Consider the following 20,750-nt stretch of genomic DNA (forward strand, 5'->3'; position numbering starts at 1 on the left):
TTCGCCCAAGACCGAACGCGTCTCGCGACACAGTACGTTGAACACAAATTACCGTCCATTTTATATCGCCACTTGAGTCACAAGCGTTTCACAAACGGTAAGTTGTTCCTATTCTTCTTTCAAACATTTAGTCACTACCAAACAAAAACCGGTGGTGCCATAACTTCGCGGACCCCAAAGATCCACAAAGATGACACCCACCGGATAGAGGCTGCCCCAAGCTGACTAAGGCTTAGTTGTTCTCTAGGTAGTGCTTCTTATTAACACGGCGCGCAATCTTGCCGGAGGACGAACGGGCAATCTGATCTGCCTCGAGGATCTGAATCTCCGCAGGAACAACACCATGCGCGTCGCTGACGGCTGCGCGAATTGCCTCAATCGCAGCGGCATCGCCGGCTGGGTCCTTATCCTGGTCACGCTCAACCAACAGGATGAGCTTCTCTACGTCATCGCCTTCCACAGCAAAGGCTGCAACCGAAGCGGCACGAACCTGCTCTGAAGCAGCTTCGACGGTGTACTCGATATCCTGCGGGTAGTGGTTACGTCCCGCAATAATGATCAGGTCCTTCAAGCGACCAGTGATGTACAGCTCACCATCCACAATTGCACCGAGATCGCCCGTTGCCATCCAACGATCATCCTCTGGAGCTCCCTGCGCGCGGGAGTTCTCTGCAAGACGCTCCCCCAGTGTGTTACGGAAAGTTTCCTTGGTGTCTGCTGGACGGTCAAGATAACCGGCAGCCGTGTTCTGTCCATGAGTCCAGATTTCACCGATTTGACCATCTGGAAGCTCCGCCTTGGTCTCTGGATCGACAATGACCATGTGCTGCGGGCGTACAACTTGTCCGACGGAAGTCAAGGACACAGCACCTTCTGCCGCCTTATCTACTGCAATCGCCTTGCCCTCAGCAAGCCCCTCACGGTCAAAGTAGTTGATGAGAGGGCGGTTCATCGTCTGCGGCGTGGTCACTAGGAGTGACGCTTCTGCTAGGCCGTAGGACGGGCGAAGAGCAGTCTCGTTCAATCCATAATCTTCGAAAGCCTGCTTGAAGCTTGTGACCGCAGATTCCGTGACCGGCTCCGAACCCACGATGATGCCGTCGACTGCCGATAGGTCAAGCGACTCGCCTTCATCCGGCTTGCCATAACGAGCAGCAAGCTCGAGCGCAAAGTTTGGAATTACGGTGTAGATATTGGAGTCCGATTCCCTTCGATTGAGCTGGTCCACCCACCTCTTTGGCTGCTGAATGAAGTCACGTGGTGACATCAACTCAAACTCCAGACCAAGCAAAGTTACGAAAGCGGCGATGATAATGCCCATGTCGTGATGCAAAGGCAACCAAGTGACGAGACGCAGCGGCGTCTGCAGCTTTGCCGCAGCAAAAATCTGCAAGACATTGACAATAATCGAGCGGTTGGTCAACACCACTCCCGCCGGTGTACGGGTAGAACCCGAGGTGTACTGCAAAAACGCAGTCAACTCTGCCGGAACTGTAGATCCGGATTCCATCAACGACTTTGCCGCGGGAGTGGTCAGTGGGTTCACCCATTGTGCAGCCACGGAATCAGGCAGAGAATCCACAGCAATCACACGCGGACGCTTCGTGCCTGGCAGATCCGCGAAAAACTTGCGAACAGAAGCAGCAGAATGCCTGTTAGTCAAAACTATCTTAGGCTCGGAGTCACCAATAACAGCGTTGAGGTGATCAGCGTGGCCTGGCTCGGACGGATCATACAGCGGAATGGGAATAAGCCCTGCATACATCGCCCCGAGGAAGCTAAAAACATACTCTGGCGAGTTGTTTGCGAGAATAACTACGCGATCACCCAAGCCGGCTACCTGCTGAAGGCGAGCAGCAATAGCCTTGATACGTGTATTGATCTCAGTTCGGGTGTAATCAACAGCTACGCCGTCTCGCGATTCAGAGAAATCCCAAAAACGCAAGCAATGGCGGTCTCCTCCACCACTAGCCAGATCTGCCTGATACAGGGCTTCACACATGCCAGCTAGAGTCAACTCAGGGCGAAGCTCAATCTCTCCCTTGTCGTTGAAGAATTGGCCCATAGCCTCGTGCAGATCCATTTTTCTCCTTCTAAACCGCGAGAAGCTTCACACGAACAATCTCGCCAGTATCTATTTCAAACTTGTTATTAGATAACCAATGTGGGGACCCATGCAACGCCCTGCGATCGCAGCGACGAAGTTATCGATCCCGTTTCATGTTTACTCTTACATCGTAAGCTGCGCCCAGTGTATTACTTTTCAATACAAAAATGTTGAGCTTTTGGCTACATCGTTCACCGTAGCCCCGCCCGATCCCCAGCAATGACGCAGTTCATCGGCGGAAAAGTTCGCACCAAACTTTTCCGCCGATGACACATGTTTTGGGCCTGAACGCGAGTTAGTTATTGGTTGATGAGGCCGTTAGCCCAGTCCACTATCCACGTGGATGCTGTCGCCCCAGGAATGACATTTTTGTTGGTTGCGTACGTTGCATGAGCAACGTTTGGTTTGACAAGGTCCTGTGCACGCGCGATCGCGTTCGTCACGTTTTCAGGGGCGTCACAAATCGAATCCCCTGGTGCACAGATCTGGAATACACGATCATCCAGAGCACCGAAGCCGCCCTCACGAGGTCCTCGCATGCTTGCACCAGGAACGATGGCTTGGATAATTCCGCTCAATGGCTGCAAAGCAATTTCTGCACCAACGCCTGCCACAGGATTGCCCACAGACTGGCCCACACCAGCCTGTCGGCGTCCATCAGCTACTAGGGCGACACCCCTAACACGTTCTGGCGGAATTGCTCCCTGCCCTGTACCAATTCGATTCGCAACGTCGCCGGCAATCACAGCACCTTGAGAGAAACCTGCCATGATGAAGTCCGTGAGCGGACACTCTGCGTGCACGTCACGCAATTCCTGCTCAAGAACACGTTGCCCCTCGTTTCGAGAATCGTCGTAGGACATTTCATTGTTGGCATTAATATTCCGGAACTGAGCTGTATACGGCAAGGTCCACACCTTCACACGCGCAGGATCATGCTGTTCCTGCAAAGGTCGCGTGATGGTCAGCATGTACGACCGAGGATTAGCCGTAGGATTGATCGGATCATCACCGGCCTTGGATTCCCACGTACCCGGTGCCGCAATGAACTCAACGTCTGGACAATACTCAGGCTGCACCGGTTTTTCAGGAGCAGCGATCTTGCCACCTTCATCCCAGCTCGGAGCCTGTACATCATCCTGGTTCATCCAGCGAGCGACACCCGTGAAAATCACGATCAATACAATGACGGTTGCAAGAACCGTGAGGACCTTTTTCATACCTTTAGCAGTATGCCTTCCTTGCAGAAGAGTTAATCATATCGACTACTTCTTCAAACGCTTTAGTGGTTCGACCTTGCTCAATCAGCTGACCAGCAACAGCCCCAATGGTTGCTTCATCCAGCGGAGCACCTTCGCTTCCGCACACGACACTCGCCGTACCGATCAGTTGATCTTCTATACCTTCAACGTCTACCCCGTCAGCCTTCAAGGAATCAAGGTATTCCCGATCTACACCGCTAAGTTGCAGGCTATTGTCAGGAATTTCCGAAACTTCCTGCGCGGGCTGATCCTGTGGCAATGGTGCCTCTGGGCTTTGAGCAACAGACTCGCTCGGGGCAGAAGTACTCGCGTCAGCGCCCTCTGATGGCGACTCACTAGGTGCAACACTGCGAGTCAGTGGCGCAATGGTGGTATCCGTTGAGGAATTCTCCACAGTAGCTCCACCGCAGGCGGTAGCCGCCACTGAAACAGCGGCCACCAACGCTGCGAATGAAGCCTTCTTAGGGCTAAAGGAACGCATTACTTCTTCTCTTCCTGAATGACGCCGTTGACTTGTCGAATGAGACCTCGCTCAAACTCAACAACCTCGCCACCTGCAGGAATCGACGCTTGGTCAGCGGTTGGGAATCCAAACTCACCTTGCTCGTAGCCCTTCTTACCCCACGCTTCAAAGATGTCACCCTTCTTGATGAGGTGTGCGCCGGTCTTAGCGGACCAGTAGAGGTAGCCGTTCTGGAATTCCTGGAAAGCACCACCCTTGATGAGCTTCTCATTGCCCACAGGGAAGCCAAGCGCAGACTCCATCAACTTGAGCTCACCGTACTTCTTAGCAATCTCGCCACGAACCCAGTTAGCCTTGCCATCCTTGTTGGTCACCACGTAACCACCTTGGAACTGCTGAACCTGTCCGCCGCTGAGGTCACGAGGTGCGCCGACTGGGTAGCCGAGGCTGCCGTTCTCCCACTTCAGATCACCCCAGCCCTTCATGATGGCCTTAGGAACCTCCCAAGCGCCCGTGCTTGGTGACCAGTAAATGTTGCCATTTTCGAAGGTTACGAAGCGACCGCCGTTAGCTAGTGGCCTCTCCTCTGAGGTTGGGAATCCCAGCCACGAGGATGGTCCACCAATCTCGGAGTAGCGAGCGTTAATACGTCCGTAGAGGCCAAAAGCACCGGTGTCAGCAGACCAGTACGCACGGCCGTTGTAGAAGTCCTGCACCTTGCCACCTGCAGCGTCGTATTCGTTGTTTACGCAATTGCCCAGCTCTGAGCCCTCTACTGCAGCAGCGATCGCACCAATTGGCAAGCAATCAGCACCGCGATCTTCCTTGGAAAGGCCCAAGGCGTCTGCGATGTATGGCCACGCGCGGGTCATTTCAAACTGCCAGTATGGCCAGTCATGCACGCCTGACGGACGGAACTTTGAAATGACGTCCACGTCAGCCCTCTTGGCGTACTTAACAAAAGTATCCGTGGTCATGCGGGAGATAACCTCAAGTCCCCCACCAGCAATGTTCGACGGTCCCTTTGCCACAGAGTTTGGCTGACCGTAGTCATCGCGACCAGAACCAGCAGAAACATAGACAACCATGTCCTTGAGGTCCTTCACACCCAGCTTTGGATCGTGATCAATCCACTGCTGGGAACCTGGCTGACCCCACATCTTGGTGGAATCGTATCCGCCACCATCCAACTGTGCAGCCATAATTGCCTGCGGCATACCAGGGGAAGTGGTGTCGAGGTAGCCAGAGAAGGAACCTACAAACTTGAACAGGTCTGGATTACGCTCAGCAAGATTAACTGCCGCGGTACCGCCCATGGACAGGCCTACAACCGCGCGATTTCCGTTGTCGCGCCAACCGTTTTTGAGAACTGGGATCAGCTCGTTGATAAGGAAAGATTCCCACTTGTAGTGCTTGCCGTTATTTGGCTCAAGCCAGTCCGCGTAGAAGGAGGACTGTCCTCCCACAGGAAGAATGACGTTGACGTTCTTGTCTGCGTAGAACTGCTCGATGTTGGTGTTAATGGTCCAACCAGACTCGGTGTCGAGAGCGCGCAGGCCATCAAGTGCCCACACCGATGGGAACTTGGCAGTTGGGTTCGAGTGCCAATCGCGAGCCAGGAGGACCTGAACCTGGATTGGCTTATCCGGCATTACAGCGGAGTTAATAAAGATGGAAATACGGCGGTCGCTCAACCACTCAACGCGATCAACGGATACGCCTTCTGGCAGCCCCTCGATCTCTGGACGATCAGTGCGAACTGGAGTACGGGTATCCGTTGGCTGATTCTGCAAGTAATCGGTTGAACCGGCTACTACGTCAGAAAGGGAAGAACCGTTGCTAGAGCTCTGGGCATCAGAGGGAGCCGGAATAATAGTTGCGCCTAGAGCAATGGCACAAGGCACAGCAGCGGCTGCAACCCATAGGGAGCCGCGCTTCTTCTTTTGGGATGCGGTGTCGCGCATGTAGAGATCCTTACGTAATTTTGAGCATTTCTTTTACAAATCCACACCCATTAGCTACAAAGCGCGTAGCCAAATACGCCCCTTTTCCAGCTGGTCAGTTTCCGAAGGTTCCCCTCCTCCGGACGTAAGGCTTCAGCTGCTGGGGTGAGTAAACGTATTTACACCAGAAATAACAATTTCCGGTTGAGTTGTGGAATGCCGTTGAAGACAAATCTTCGCTTCTCACTCTGTGCTTTTCTGGCTCTACGTGTGGGCGCAAGAACCTTGCAAGAGTTTCGATGCCAAAACTTACCTACCTAAGACGATTCAAGTTTAAGTTTAACTTGAGACTTTAGGTAGAGACACACCGCCAACAATTGCCACGTTTTTCACATTAGTTTCTCCCGTCCACCCACACCCCTCTAACCACGGTGCTTGGAATAGCACAGTGATTCTTGGCTACACAGACGCCCCCATTGCGCCGAAGAATCCCAGTTGACCAAATACGGCATTGCAGATACCACTATGGGAGCCGTCACACCCCACCCACAATCCGCGGGTAACGAAAACCGCCTAGCAGTTATCTACTGCTAGGCGGTTACACGGAAGGTAGTACGTTACCAGGCATTCATCTTGTTCAAGACCCGAGCCTTGGTCTTCTTAAGCTGGTAATCCCACTGGAGCCAGTTGTGAACACCTTGCGCTGGGTAATCAACGGTTGGGTTCAAGCCCTGAGCGCGGGCCTTAGCTTCCCAGATGACCGTGGTGTAGCGAGAGAACCACTCCAGAGCGGTACCTGCAGCGAGGTCACCTCGGTTGTACTTAGCAAGGTCTCGCGGTCCCGGAGTTCCACTAGCAGCGGATACGTAAATATCCTTGCCACGCAGGCCACCCATGTTCAAAAACGGGTCATTCTGGTAGCGCTGTGGGTGGAAAATCGTTCCGTACATGGAGTTGATGTTGAAGTTACCAACGTCGAGCATCGCGATACGCAGGAGAGTCTGCATACCAGGCAAAGTCATGGTCAAGTAACCGGACCAGCTCATAACCTGCTTAAACTGATTAGGGTTACGTGCCGCAAGATTAACCGCGGAGGTACCGCCCATGGACAAACCAGCGATGGAATTGTTGGTTGGGGATACGCCGAACTGGCGCTGCAGGTATCCCGGAAGCTCCTTGGTGAGGAAGGTTTCCCACTTGTAGTTCACGGTTCCCTGGTAGGTTGCTGGACCAATCCAGTCAGAGTAGAAGGATCCGGCGCCACCAACCGGCATCACCAGTGTGATGTTGTGATTGACGTATTCACGTGGGGCATTGGCATCGACAGTCCAAGCGCTTGCCTTTTCGGTCGCACGCATGCCGTCGAGCAGGTAGAGCGCCGCGTTGCCGCCACGCTTAGCTGGCTGAATCTGAACCTTGATGTTCTTGCCCATAGATGGTGACCAAACGTCACAACGCTGAACCCAGTACTTAACTGGATCCCACGTACAGGTACCAGTGGAGTCTTTTCGCAAATAGTCACGCGGTCCTGCAGAGGCGGTTCCTGCACCAGCTACCATCAGGGTGGACGCAACAGCAACGGCGGTCACAGCGGACGCGACCTTCTTGCCGACGCGACGAAGTCCCGTCTTTAAGCTCATAATTCTCCTTGCAAAGTTTAGCCACGCCACCAGAGACGCGGGATGCCTCCTGCCAGTGAGACGCAAGGCCGAAGGCTACTTCTGAAAGAATCCAGAAGAGTAGAAATCTCCATTTACGTAATTACTATCGCTGCGATCCAACATTCGTTACTTCGCCAGCTCAGATCAACTTTTCATACTAGACCACTGGACTTCTTTTGACCAGTTGTTCCTAATGTAACTTCCAAATCTGATCAGATTTTATTTCAACTCTCCCAGGCAACGAAGCCACTAATTCCGGGGCTCATCTGTCTTAATCTCAGGCTCCCAGTAAATAGGCAACACTGGTTCGACCGGCAGCAAGTCATAGTAATCCCACGGATCCTCAGAGAATTCGAGAGTACGACCCTTGGTCAGAGAGAACTTAATGTTGCTCAGGAACTGGGACCGTGTCAGAGGAGCACGGTAGCTCTCAAACAGTTCTCGGTAGTCTTGTGTGTACAAGACCCAGCGTGCTAGCTGTGCTTCATTTCGGTCGATCCAGATTGGGATCTTGTTGATGTCTACGGCAGAATCCGCAATCTGCCATTCCATCGGCAGATACTTGTCATGCCCGATACGCCCGTCTTCAATGCGCGGCTGACGCGCTGCAAGTGGGTTCGACAACCCCATTGGGTCAAGAATTCGAACATCCAATGGCGCATTCATGCTCGTCATGCCCAAGTTCATCATGGTTGCAGTAAGCGGAATGCGCGCAAGGTCAGTATCCTCGGCAGTTCGATCAATCGGTTCCCAGGACTGAACAGGAGGTTCCTTCTGCACCAAGATATTGACCATTTGACCCGAATTAGCCTCAATACTGGTGTCCAGCACCTCTTCCCAATCACCCATTGGACGAGTAGTGAGGAAATCCTCAGCAACAAGCGGAGCACTATCGCGTTTCGCAAACTGCGTCCAAAACTCGCGTTCGTCCACGATATTGATTTCTGCATCCAACTCAGAAGGAATGGTGAATTCATGCCCACCGGCCGCAGTGAAACCGGACCATACTATCGCACCAATGAAAAGCCCGATAGAGGAAAAAGCCGGCCAAGAAAATTTTGCACTTGGGGACCAAATTCTAATCACGGCCACAGGTAGCAAAAGCGTGAAGAGAGGCAGCAAAAGCATGCGACCATGCATGAAGTCACCGCCAACCCTAATGACGTAGAGCAGGTGGATGGTACCTGCGAGTAGCACTAAGGTTATTGCAGAGATGGGGTGCCGCAGTTTCTCACGGCCATTACCGGACATCGAGGTGGTAGATGTTGCCACAAGCACTGCTCCGGCGGCTACTGCGATACCTAACGCGATGTAAAGATTGTAAGGACTGGTGAAATCCTCAACGTACCCCCAGCCCGTAGCCCATTCGGAGCCCGAGGCAGACTTTGCTACCGCGGTATGTGGCACGATCAATCCATAGAAGCCCATCCTGAAGATCTGATAGGCAGCCGGAATTGGCAAAGCAGCTGCCAGAATTCCTAGGCCGACGCGGAATTTCGGGGCGCTGACCAGCAAGAGGATGCCCGTGAGTCCGCCATAAAGAGCGAGTTCTGGTCGCACCAACCACGATAATCCAGACCAAAAAGCAAGGACATACGTGATGCGCTGGGAAGGCTCCGCCACGTGCTTGCCATTTTTATTTTGGCTCCACGTCACTAGAAGCATCCACTGAACGGCAATCCAGAATAGGGAAAGACCCCATTCAAGACCTGAGGTAGCAAAGTCCCTTGCCGGTGGGAGCGCAATGTAGATGAGCAGACCGAAAGGAACGAGTAGCCAGTTCTTGGTGTTGTGAAGCTTCGCCGTTGCTAGAGCAGCGATGAGCACGGCGGCTGTGGTGAAGATGAGGGCTAACCACAGTGCAATATGTTCAAGTCGAGCATCACTAAAAAGAGCAACCACGTAAATCACGTATTGCCACAGCGTTGACGTGTTTGCCTCAACGCGTTCACCGGCGTTGAACACAGGTCCATTACCGGCTAGGAGATTCCTCACCGTGCGTAACACGATGAGCCCGTCATCGCTCATCCAACGACGCTGCCACGCACCATAAAAAGTGAGGCTGGCTACCGTCACTGCTGACAGCAGTGCCGTGGTGATAGTCAATTGACGAGTGTTACTCATGAGACAAAAGATTAGCACCGGTGTCGCTTGCTCATAGGAAGCGTCACCGGTGCTCAGGCCAAATAAATTTTAGGCTAAACCTGGAATGACGTACGTCGCCATCACGATACAGCCGATCCAAGCCAACGCGAGGATTTGAAGTGCTCGGTCAGACAGTGCGAGCTCATCTGGCGCGCCACCGTTACCTCGGTCCACGTCAGCGGCGTACCGGAGAATCGCCACGGTAAATGGCACCATGGAGATTTGGTACCACACACTCGCTGCGCCTTCTGCACCGGCAGCCATCTCGAAGCCCCACAGTGAGTAGGAAACCACAACGGCAGTTGCTGCCAACGTCCACACAAAGCGCAGGTAAGTAGGGGTGTACCCCTGAAGAGCCTTACGGATCTTCGCTCCAGTTTTCTCAGCCAGCAAGATCTCCGCATAGCGCTTACCGGATGCCATGAACAGGGAACCAAATGCTGCCACCAAGAGGAACCATTGGCTCAGTTCAATTCCGGCAGCTACACCGCCACCCATCGCACGGAGCATGAAGCCCGAGCTCACAAGTGCAATGTCAATCACCGGCTGGTGCTTCCACCCAAAGCAGTAACCAAGCTGAAGAACAATGTAGACAGCAATAACGATCGCAAGCCCATGTCCGGAGCTAGCAAAGTAGCTGACCGCCACGGAGGCAACGATCAAAATTGCCGCCATTGCGTAGGCCAACCCGATCGGCAGCATGCCTGACGCGATTGGGCGGAACTGCTTGGTAGGGTGCTGGCGATCTGCCTCAACGTCGCGTGCGTCATTGATCAGGTAGATGGAGGATGCCGCCATGCAGAACACAACGAAGGCAATGGCAACGTCAATGAGGGTTCGGCTGTCAAAGAGTACTTCGGTGCCAGCTGCTAGCGGCGCGGCCAGAACCAGGACATTCTTAACCCATTGCTTCGGACGCAGCGCCTTGATCATCGCGTCGGGAAGATTCTTAGGAGCTTGTCTCTTCTGGGTGTTATCCAAACCCTCCGTATGGGGCTCGGAACCAATGATTCCTTGTTGCTGAGTCATTTAAATTCGTTTTCCTTTTCCAGCACTGATGCGGTCTATAGCTTCCGTAGTAACTGCGCCAACCACAGCGCCAGCAAGGACGTCAGTTGGGTAATGCACTCCGAGTACCATACGCGAAAGCATCATGACAGGCACGCCAAGCAGTGGCAACGGATTACGAGTTATCTTTGCCAGTTTCAGAAGCGATGCGGTGGTGGACGTCGCATGTGAGCTCGGGAAGCTCAGCTTGCTCGGTGTTCCCACCCCAATCTTCACACGCGGATCATGTGGTCGCTTTCGCCGAACAACGCGTTTGATCACCACGGATGCTGCATGTGAGATAAATGCGGCAGCAATCAGTTTCAGCCACTCAGGACGGTTCTTCTTGTCCGCCAAAGCACCGATAGCGCCAAGCCCCATCCATCCTAAAGCGTGTTCACCAAAGTGAGAAAGCCCGCGTGCAATCTTGAACACGTTAGCGTCTGCGCCGATGCCCTTTTGAATCGCAACGATTATGTCCGCTTCATTGAAATTCTTCCCCATCGCCTGTTACTTCCCCTCTGGCTCAAAAATCTTGGACCAAGATTCCTTGGAAGTCAGCTGTGGATAAGCAGCGCGGTACTGGGATTGAAGGGTCGCGAACTTCTCAGCAACTTCCTTCTGAAGGCGTCGTGATTCCTTCATCAGCTCCTTCGCCTTCGCTAGATCGCGCTTACGATAAACAACCCCGCGACCATCTGCGGTGGTCACTGTTGCACCATCAACGCGAGAAAGACTAAACCACCGTGCTTCAATTGGGGCCCAGTTAGCCTGTGGAATCTCGTGGTGAGTTGGGTCTTCCTTCTTCAAGGAGTGGGCAAGGCCCTTTGCAAGCCACGCCGCCTTCTTTACTGGTGCTAGGCGTCCACCTATGTCCTTAGTTGGAACGCCAGGCGCACCAGATGGATTAGGCAATTGCGATGCACTTGGGATGACTACCGCATCGGAGAAATTCTTCCGCATGGCGTTAATGCGCGGCAGCGAGCTCTCGAGGATACCAAAGAGCTGGTCAGGACCAGCAAGGAAGTCCTTCATTGCCTCGTTCTGAATTGCGACAGTCGAGTACTCAAGGCACAGCAGGTGCTTAAAGGTAGCTTTCTGCATACTGCGGATAATCCCATCCACTGGGCCCTCGTGCTGCAGGGCAGCAACAACGAGCCTGTTACGGAGATGGAAGTACGCCTGCCAGTCAATGGCATCGTCTTTGTCAGACCATGCCATGTGCCAGATGGCAATGCCTGGCCACGTCGCGGTTGGGTAACCATGCTGACCAGCTCGCAGACCATACTCAGCATCGTCCCATTTAATGAACAGTGGAAGTGGCTGGCCAATCTCTTGGGCCACTATGCGCGGGATCATGCACATCCACCAGCCGTTGAAATCCACGTCAATACGGCGGTGCAGATCTTGGGAGTGCTTTGGTTTATCGTCGCCTGGAAGGTCAGGCTCAGTTGCGCGAGCGGACAAAGGCAGCTTCGCCAGATCGTGGTCGTACTTTACGTGCGGTGCCGAGGTCCACATGAAATCATGACGCCCAATGACCTCACCCATGGAGTGAAGGTGAGAGCGTTCCTGCAGGTTAAGCATCTGCCCGCCAATGAGCATGGGGCTCTTTGCGTAACGAGCTGCTTGGAGCGCACGGAGGATAGAGTCTGGCTCAATCGCAATGTCATCATCCATGTAGAGAATGAACGGTGATTCCGCTTTGCCTGCTTCACCGTTTCCGTCAACGCCTCCCGTTGCCTCATACATGATGCGAGAGTAGCCACCAGAGCCACCAAGATTGCCTTGGCGGAACTCGAAGAAACGATCACCAAAGTGAGCAACTGCCTCTTCGTATCCAGGCTCGTCCGCAGGGTGCTTGGTTCCCTGATCAGGCATGATCACTGTGTCAATAACAGCATCCACTTCCGGATCGGATGCCAACGCCTCGAGCGCTGCCACTGCATCAAATGGACGGTTGAAGGTTGGGATACCAACCGTGACGCGTGGCTCGAACGGGCCCACCTCCGTTCCGTCGGCAAGCTTCTGCGGCCCCGGCGCGCATGGCGCGTACCAACCGGTGTCTGAAATGCGGGTGTCGGTTTCCGCGGTAATTTCGAACCACAGCCAGCCACCGTTTTCGAATGGCTGCAGTGAGAGCTCAAACTCAATAGCTTCGTCCGTTGCAACCTTGCCCTCAACGCCTATGCGGGCGCCGTCAATTTTTGAACGGTACACGTCAACACGAGCACTACCTTGCACCTCAACGCGCAGGATAACGGTGTCGAGTTGGGACCAGCGTCGCCAGTAGCTAGCTGGGAATGCGTTGAAGTAGGTAAAGAAGCTAACTTCGTCTCCTCCCTTAATCGAGATGGAGTTGCGGTCATCCCAGGTTGCTCGGGCCTGATTGCGCTCTGATTCAATCAGATAGAGCATGCGAACGTCATATGGTTCACCTGCGCGAGGAAGCAAAAGCCTCTGCAGTCTTTCTACTGCTTTGGTCGCATCAATCTTCTCATCCCTCATAGAGGCGGAAACCTTTCTTCCTGTGCGTGCATCCGCTCAGTGAGCTTTGAATGACTTCCCATTGTTTTCGGGCACGTCAAAGTGAGCGGACATAGTTCCTTTTTCAGGGTAGTCCCACTGCTGTTTCTTTTCCTTTATGGCGCGCGGTGATGCTCACCAACCGAACGGAGGTTTCGGTTAAGTCACTTCCCTTTTGTCCCTAGAGGTGAGACTCCACCATGCTAAGAGGGAAACGGCGCATCCCACTAGTGCCCCCACCACAACGTCGCTTAGCCAATGCACGCCTACATAGAGGCGAGAGGTAGCAACCCCTGCTGCGATGCAGAAACACAGCAGTGTCCATGATTTCTTGAAAACCAGTGCAACGGCAGTTGCTAAAGCAAAGGCTCCCACAGCATGCCCAGAAGGCATGGAGGGGTTGAAGTGATATAGAAGCTGATCCTCGAGCGGAGGACGGTGCCTGTTAATGAGCCGTTTGAGCACAAAGCTCGTACCATTGGCCAGCAAGACCCCTACCGCAGGCAGGAAAACAAGGAGTCTGGGCGAGCCTTTGCGCCGTTCACAAAGGTAGAGGATTAGTGACACCACAATCGCGATGATTGCCATTGCGGTAGGGCCAGTTGCTCTAGTGAAAGGAACAACTAACCAGGTGAGAAGGTCACTTCTGTTTTCAACAAACACGGAGTGAACATGCAAATCCCAAGAGCTCATTGCAGATGGCTATCGCACTCCCATTTCTTTGAGAAGTTTCTTGATGTGCGCTTCGACGTCATCGGCAGCGCCACAGGAATTGTCATACCTGCGGTGAAGGTCCTCTCGCACTACTTCAAACTTGTCAATCACGATGGCGCCTTCCCTGAAAAATCATGTTATCCAGTGCTTTTTTGAGTAAACAGACACCGAACTCAATTTGAACCCACGTTAACTTTGAGCGCATCTTGAAATGAAAAATATCCCGTCCCCCTTGCCCCTGTCTCGACGACGGGGTGTGGGAGTACGGGATCTTTTCTTAAGAAACTGTTAGCTCAATTCGTCCACTAGTTTGTTATCAAACATGCTGAGTGCCGATGCGATGGCCATGTGCATGTCGAGGTACTTGTAGGTTCCCAAACGGCCACCAAAGAAGACCTTGTTCTCTTCGGTTTCCTTCTTGGCAAGCTCACGATACTTGAGGAGCATTTCGCGGTCAGCCGGAGTATTGATTGGGTAGTAAGGCTCATCCCCTTCTTTAGCGAATCGGGAGAATTCCTTCATAATGACAGTCTTGTCTTTTGGATAGCGGTCCTCGCGCTCCGGATGGAAGTGACGGAACTCGTGAATTCTGGTGTACGGGAACTCCGCATCGTTGTAATTCATGACCGGGGTGCCTTGGAAGTCACCCGTTGGAAGGACTTCGGTCTCAAAATCCAGCGTGCGCCAACCCAAGCGCCCGGCTGAGTAATCAAAGTAGCGATCCAACGGACCCGTGTACACTACCGGTGCCTGAGGAGATGCGGCGCGCAGTTCGTCTCGGACTTCAAACCAGTCAGTATCAAGGCGAAGTTCGATGTTCTCATGAGAGGCCATGTTTTCCAACCAAGCGGTGTAGCCGTCTACAGGCAGGCCTTCGTAGGTGTCGTTGAAGTATCGGTTGTCAAAGGTGTATCGAACCGGAAGCCTCGTGATGTTGCTGGCTGGCAGCTCCTTTGGATCGGTCTGCCACTGCTTAGCAGTGTAATCACGAATAAACGCCTCATACAGCGGGCGACCAATAAGGGAGATTGCTTTCTCCTCTAGGTTAGTTGCGCTGTGGGAATCGATCTCGCTGGATTGCTCAGCAATGAGTTCGCGAGCCTCATCTGGCGTGTAATACTTGCCAAAGAATTGGTTAATGAGGCCGAGCCCCATAGGGAACTGGTACGCGGTTCCATTGTGCATGGCAAATACACGATGCTGGTAACCAGTGAAATCCGTGAACTGATTGACGTACTCCCACACACGTTCGTTAGACGTGTGGAAAAGATGCGCACCGTACTTGTGGATCTCAATGCCAGTCTCTGGTTCAGCCTCAGAGTATGCGTTGCCACCAAGATGGCTTCGCCGCTCAACAATGAGGACCTTTTTGTCCAGTTTGCTTGCCGCTTGTTCAGCTACAGTCAGACCAAAAAGCCCGGAGCCAACAACAATCAGATCAAATTCACTCATGCTCCTGATCCTATCTAAATTGGCTAGCTAACGGTGGCATCCTCGCTGGAGTGACGCTCAGCGAGGATTCGAATCCGGTGTCGCCACAGTGCGAACGGGGATGATCACCGGCTGGCCTTCATGAACAATGACTTGCACGTTTGCTGCGTACAGGGACTCTATTTCTGCTTTTGTGAGAACTTCCCTAGCTGGCCCGCAACGATGAATACGGCCGCCGTTGAGGGTCGCTATCTTCTCACCGAACGCTGCTGCGAGTGTGAGATCATGCATGGCCGCAATAACCGTTAGCTGCCGCTTTGCCCTCAGATCATCCACTAGCTCAAGCACTTCCTGCGCGTGCCCAATGTCTAACGCTGAGGTTGGTTCATCCAGCAACAACACCTTAGGCTCTTGCACCAGGGAACGTGCCAGAGAGACTCGCTGGGTTTCGCCACCTGATAGTTCGCTCATGGAGCGGTCAGCAAATTGTTCAAGATTCAGCTCACTGAGTGTCTGCTCAACGAGCGACGGCTTATGGTCACCGTGCGGATATCGCCCGAGCGAGACGTACTCGTGAACGAGCATCCCCTCTGGCAGAGTTGGCTTCTGCGGCATCAATGCCACATTCTTGGCCCACTGCTTACGTTTTGATCTTCCTAGCGCTGAGTCAAGGCTAAGGCCGGCTACTTTAATCGAGCCGGCTTGCAACCTGCGAACTCCGGCAATCAAGCTCAACAAGGTTGATTTTCCGCAACCGTTTGGTCCCACAAGTGAGACCCATTCCCCTTTTTCCACGGTCAGTGAGAGGTCGTGAATAATGGGGCGTTCGGGGTTAAAGGCAAAGCTGAGCGATGAGAGTTCAATCACCGAGTACGCCCCCTATGGTTTCGCAGGATGAACAGGAAGAATGGTGCACCAATAAAGGCGGTAATAACGCCTACAGGAAGCTCCGCTGGGGCGAGGATCGTTCTCCCCACCGCATCTGCACAGACCATGAAGGTTGCTCCCCAGATCATCGTGAGAGGCACCAAACGCGCGTGGGCTGGACCCACTAGGAGCCGTACGGCATGGGGGATAACAATGCCAACGAATCCAATCAAACCTGATACGGAAACCACCGCTGCTGTGCCAAGCGTGGCAGTAGCAACCAGAAGCAATCGGATCAGTTGCGGGTTGGCTCCTAGGGCAGAAGCTTCATCGTCTCCCAGAGTCATGACGTCAAGGACTTTCACGCTCATCAGGAGAACCGCACAACAGACGGCCACAGGAATCGTAAGCGCAATGATGCTAGACCACGATGTAGTGCTGAGGCTTCCCAGCATCCAGGTATAGATCCTCTGGACGGTGTCAATATTCTGCTGCTGGATGAAGGTTTGCGCCGCTGATGCGAATGCGGCAACAGCTACACCTGCGAGCACCACCGTTGTTGGGTCGGTGTCCCTACCCACACCCGTGCTAAAGAGGTACGTGCTGACGACAGCCAACGTTCCGCCAACGAACGCGGCGAGAACGATCCCTACACCACCGAGCGTCAACCCAACAGCCGCACCAAAAACGATCGAAATCGTCACGCCCAATCCTGCGCCCGCTGACACACCCAAGAGATAGGGGTCTGCAAGCGGGTTTCGGAAAACCGCTTGGTAGGCAGCGCCAGCAGCAGCCAACATGGCACCAACCAACACTCCCATCACGATTCGTGGAAGCCTCACGCTGAAAATGATGACGGCAGTTTTTTGGCTTAGACCTTCTCCCCCGAACAAGGCAGAAAGTATGTCCGCCACGGACAGTCCTGCAGCACCAACAAACACCGATCCCGCTACTGCTATGAGGAGTACAGCTAGCGAGACGGCATAGAGTGCTACTGAGTTTGCTTTTCTGAGTCCCACAACGCGTTAGGCATTAGCGCCAACTAGGGCGTCTGCTTTCTGGTTAAGGTCAGCAGCAATCAGCTTAATGAATTCAGCGGTTCGAGTACCCCAGCGCGATGCCAGATCTTCGTTCAGGGCGATCATCGCGCGGTTTTTGACCGCGTCGATGGTGTCCCAGCCTGGCCTTTCTGCAACTTGATCGAGGGTTAGTCCCTCTGAATCCTGATTGGCAAAGAACATGAGGTCAGGATTTGCATCAATGATGGCTTCGGAAGACAGCTGTGGGTAATCCGTGTCGGATTCATTGGCGATCGAGCTCAGACCAAACTGACTGTAAATGTCGCCAATAAACGTGTTGTCCGTGATGGAATAGTAACTGCTATCTAGCTCGTGGTAGTAGGTCAATCCTGCGTCTTTGATGGCGTCTGGAACACTCGCGATGGCTTCCTCGATATCAGAGCGCATCTCCTCCACCTTGGCTTCGGCATCTTCAGTGTTGCCGGTGGCAACACCTAGGCGCTCAACCTGCTCGTATACTCCTTCGATGTCGGCAACGGCTGGGATGATGAGCATTGGAACATCGGTAGCTTCCAAGCCACTTGCCAGTGCTTCGTCGTCCTCTGATACCACCACAAGATCGGGGTCATGTGTCAAAACAGACTCCACATTGGGCATGTAACCAGATAATCCCTCAACCAACGGCGCATCGTCTGGGTAGGTAGAGTACTCGTCTACCGCCACAACCTGATCTCCTGCCCCGATATCAAAGAGAACTTCCGTCGCAGAAGGGGACAAACTTACGATTCTGGATGGTTCTTGCTCGATTGTGATTTCTTCACCAGATTCCACGTCACCGGAAACTACAGAAACGGGGAAGTTGCCTTCCGCACCGGACGCGGATTCCTGAACGGAATTGTCCTCATTCGCGCAGCCAACCAACGCTGCAGACAGGGCTATAACGCCAGCAAATGCGCCTGCGAATCGTCGCGTAACCCGAGTACGCGCAACGTGGGAATATGCCATATTCGATTCCATCCTTTTCTACGAGCTTCAACGGTTACGCTTTGTGAGCAGCTGAAACCAGCACAACACGTCTTGTACCGCACTTTGCTCATTTAGGCTCTCAGCCACTATGTACAAGCAGCAAGATAAGAGTACTCGCTGCTGCAGCCCTCACACGTATTTCCATTCAAGACTCTATTATCCTTCCTCCGCTTGAGAAAGACCTTATTAGGGCTCGGTCATGCGTTGTGCAGCAACAATTTAACGAATTACAAAAACTTTAAAAAATTTTCTCTTACGACACGCGAGTAACACCTTTAACATAAGACACATCTGCACTAGTGTGTCACTAGAGTTAACACACATCTATGTATGTCTCAGCCGCACTAGATTAGGGAGAAATATCGTGCAGCAACGACGTCGCCTTACCTCGGCCCCAACAAAGCCGGTAACAGCCACCGTGCTCGCTACCGCTCTTGTTGCTTCGGCAGCCGTAGGCATTGGCTCGCAGTCAATTTTGAAAACTCAGGACACATCAATTGAGCCGGTTACCGCGTCCGTTCAAACGGACAGCCTGGCTGGGGGCAAGAACGTAGTCATCAATGATGCAGCGATCGCCAGCCAGTCCGAGGGCGCTGGCCCCCGCACCGTTAAGGAATTCACTCGCGATCAGGAGTTTTCTCAGTTCGCGCTGACATGGACTGGCGATAAGGACGTTGCCACTTTCGTTCGTGGCGAGCGCCCTGACGGATCCTGGACCGAGTGGTTCTCCGCTGAACCTATCTCCGTAGATTCCGACGATCCAAACCTCAAGCGCGGTACCGATCTGATCTACATTGAGCCAACCAAGAAGGTTCAGGTTTCCGTAGCTGGTATCGACTTGGTGGGAGATGACTCCCCAGCTCCAGTATCTACAGCACCGGGGGCTGCAACCCCTGAGCAGGCCGATGAGGCGGCCGCGGCAGATCCACAGTCGTCCCAGCCAAAGATCGCTGAGCGGGCATCTGCACCAGCGCCAAAGGAACCTAAGCCTGCAGGCGCACTGCCATCCAACTTTGGTGACATTCAGCCAGTAGCGGACGCCCAAGATGCACCAAATACTGCCAGCCCAGCGAGCGATTTCGATGTCGTATTCATCGACGGCGGAGAAGGCGCTCCTGCAGCGCCTGACATTGACCTGGCTAGTGATTCTGATGGGATGCCACGGGTGATTTCTCGCGCCGGTTGGGGCGCTAACGAGTCACTACGTTGCGGCCGTCAGCCGGACTACCTGTCCCCAACTTCAGGTATTACGATCCACCACACCGCAGGGTCCAACAACTACTCAGAAGCTGAAGCGCCTGGCGTTTTGCGCGGTATCTACCAGTACCACGCCCAGACTCTGGGGTGGTGCGATATCGGCTACCACGCGCTCGCAGATAAGTACGGCAACCTGTACGAGGGTCGCTACGGTGGCCTGAACCGTGATCAGGTGGGCGCCCATGCTGGTGGTTTCAATTCCAACACGTGGGGTATCTCCATGATGGGCAACTTTGACACCATGCAGCCACCTAGCCAGATGATTCAGGCAGTTGGTGAGCTTGCTGGTTGGCGTGCGAAGGTGGCTAATCTTGACCCTACTGGATCAGGCGTGCACTACTCCGAGGGGTCTTCTTACACCAACTACCCTCTCGGCACTGCTGTGCGGTTGCCTAACATCTTTGCTCACAGGGACGTCGGCAACACGGCATGCCCTGGCCAGTACGCCTACGCACAAATGGATACCATCCGCTCCATTGCTAAGAGCAAGTACAACTCCATTTTGGCAACCTACGGTAAGAGCCCAGCTAACAACAAGCAGCAAGCACCATCCACTCCGGATGACGTGGTCTTGGATAACACTGCGCCAAGCGGCAATAACGCAGGGGCGGACGTTACCCAGGCGCTGAATTTGCTGTCCAGCCTTGCGGGCAACAATGGCGCCCCTGCGGGCGCTGACGCTGCAAGTATCGCTGCCACGCTGGGTGTTGTTGGTTCGCTGCTGGCTTTGGGTATCGGTCTTGCGGCAGACGCTGGCATGCTGCCAGGCACTACATCACAGATCGGTGATGTCCAGGTAGTTGATGGTCTTACCCTGAACCAGCTGATTCCAATGGTGAAGTCTGCAACGTCGCTAAGCGCAGACTCCGAGATGTCCGAGGGCGTCAACAAGCTCATCGACGCCGTGGGCCCTGTTCTGGGTGAGAACCGCACTGGTGTAGCAAGCTACACCAACGGCAATGGTGAAGAAGTTAAGTTCTCCCTGTTCGACAACGGTATTGTGCTCAACGCTGACTCCGTTGGAACCCGTGCACTGTGGGGCGCCATTGCTGATGCCTGGGCTGCCCAAGGCTTCGATGCTGGCCCGCTTGGTCTGCCAGTCTCTGAGGAATTCAAGGCTGGTCCACTAATCCGCGTGGATTTCCAGGGTGGTTACATCACCTTTGATCCAGCTACAGGCGCACTAGACATTGGCGTGAAGTAGTTTTCACAGGATGTGCCCACCACCTACCGCGTGGGGAGCAGATTAAAACACAGGCCACAAGCTTTCTCCCTAAAGCTT

At 53.7% G+C, this 20,750-nt stretch carries 16 protein-coding genes; 1 reads left to right on the plus strand and 15 read right to left on the minus strand.

What is annotated here, in order from left to right:
- Positions 1-232 precede the first annotated feature (232 nt).
- The 15 genes from ACXM2N_RS10845 to ACXM2N_RS10915 all read right to left on the minus strand — a co-directional run bounded on the left by ACXM2N_RS10845 (position 233) and on the right by ACXM2N_RS10915 (position 18,190).
- Entirely contained in the window at positions 233-2,083 is a 1,851-nt protein-coding gene (locus ACXM2N_RS10845; protein ID WP_458488610.1) for a FadD32-like long-chain-fatty-acid--AMP ligase, read from the minus strand.
- 323 nt (positions 2,084-2,406) lie between these two features.
- Positions 2,407-3,327 carry a cutinase family protein gene (locus ACXM2N_RS10850; RefSeq protein ID WP_458488612.1) on the minus strand — a complete coding sequence of 307 codons (921 nt, stop codon included), beginning with the start codon at positions 3,325-3,327 and terminating at the stop codon, positions 2,407-2,409.
- 4 nt (positions 3,328-3,331) lie between these two features.
- Positions 3,332-3,850, minus strand: a complete 519-nt coding sequence (locus ACXM2N_RS10855) for a hypothetical protein (RefSeq protein WP_458488614.1) — start codon at positions 3,848-3,850, stop codon at positions 3,332-3,334.
- On the minus strand, positions 3,850-5,796 hold the full coding sequence (locus ACXM2N_RS10860) for an alpha/beta hydrolase-fold protein (RefSeq protein ID WP_458488616.1): 1,947 nt from the start codon (positions 5,794-5,796) through the stop codon (positions 3,850-3,852). Before ACXM2N_RS10860 ends, ACXM2N_RS10855 begins: the two co-directional genes overlap by 1 nt.
- A 596-nt stretch (positions 5,797-6,392) precedes the next feature.
- Entirely contained in the window at positions 6,393-7,415 is a 1,023-nt protein-coding gene (locus tag ACXM2N_RS10865) for an alpha/beta hydrolase (RefSeq protein ID WP_458488618.1), read from the minus strand.
- Positions 7,416-7,685: 270 nt separating this feature from the next.
- A complete protein-coding gene (gene zomB, locus ACXM2N_RS10870; RefSeq protein WP_458488620.1) occupies positions 7,686-9,560 on the minus strand; it encodes a flagellar motor control protein ZomB in 1,875 nt (624 codons plus the stop codon).
- A gap of 69 nt (positions 9,561-9,629) precedes the next feature.
- Positions 9,630-10,610, minus strand: a complete 981-nt coding sequence (locus ACXM2N_RS10875) for a decaprenyl-phosphate phosphoribosyltransferase (RefSeq protein WP_458488622.1) — start codon at positions 10,608-10,610, stop codon at positions 9,630-9,632.
- Entirely contained in the window at positions 10,611-11,132 is a 522-nt protein-coding gene (locus tag ACXM2N_RS10880; RefSeq protein ID WP_458488624.1) for a phosphatase PAP2 family protein, read from the minus strand.
- A 6-nt stretch (positions 11,133-11,138) separates the two neighbouring features.
- The gene (locus ACXM2N_RS10885; RefSeq protein WP_458488626.1) at positions 11,139-13,136 is read right to left on the minus strand and encodes a glycosyltransferase; all 1,998 of its coding nucleotides are present in this window, start codon (positions 13,134-13,136) and stop codon (positions 11,139-11,141) included.
- A gap of 177 nt (positions 13,137-13,313) precedes the next feature.
- A complete protein-coding gene (locus tag ACXM2N_RS10890) occupies positions 13,314-13,847 on the minus strand; it encodes a phosphatase PAP2 family protein (RefSeq protein WP_458488628.1) in 534 nt (177 codons plus the stop codon).
- A 9-nt stretch (positions 13,848-13,856) separates the two neighbouring features.
- Positions 13,857-13,979: a hypothetical protein gene (locus tag ACXM2N_RS10895; protein WP_458488630.1), complete on the minus strand. Its 123-nt coding sequence runs from the start codon at positions 13,977-13,979 to the stop codon at positions 13,857-13,859.
- Between the two features lie 177 nt (positions 13,980-14,156).
- Entirely contained in the window at positions 14,157-15,320 is a 1,164-nt protein-coding gene (gene glf / locus ACXM2N_RS10900) for a UDP-galactopyranose mutase (RefSeq protein ID WP_458488632.1), read from the minus strand.
- Positions 15,321-15,377: 57 nt separating this feature from the next.
- Positions 15,378-16,166 (minus strand): ABC transporter ATP-binding protein, encoded by a 789-nt coding sequence (locus ACXM2N_RS10905; RefSeq protein WP_458488634.1) that lies wholly within the window; start codon positions 16,164-16,166, stop codon positions 15,378-15,380.
- Complete coding sequence (locus tag ACXM2N_RS10910; RefSeq protein WP_458488636.1) at positions 16,163-17,185, minus strand: FecCD family ABC transporter permease; 1,023 nt, start codon at positions 17,183-17,185, stop codon at positions 16,163-16,165. The genes ACXM2N_RS10905 and ACXM2N_RS10910 overlap by 4 nt, the downstream gene beginning before the upstream one ends.
- 6 nt (positions 17,186-17,191) lie before the next feature.
- Positions 17,192-18,190, minus strand: coding sequence for an ABC transporter substrate-binding protein (locus ACXM2N_RS10915; RefSeq protein WP_458488638.1), 999 nt, complete (start codon positions 18,188-18,190; stop codon positions 17,192-17,194).
- Between the two features lie 385 nt (positions 18,191-18,575).
- Here ACXM2N_RS10915 and ACXM2N_RS10920 point away from each other — a divergent pair, with 385 nt between their 5' ends.
- Complete coding sequence (locus tag ACXM2N_RS10920; RefSeq protein WP_458488640.1) at positions 18,576-20,672, plus strand: N-acetylmuramoyl-L-alanine amidase; 2,097 nt, start codon at positions 18,576-18,578, stop codon at positions 20,670-20,672.
- Positions 20,673-20,750 lie beyond the last annotated feature (78 nt).

The sequence above is a fragment of the Corynebacterium sp. ZY180755 genome, from assembly GCF_054331495.1.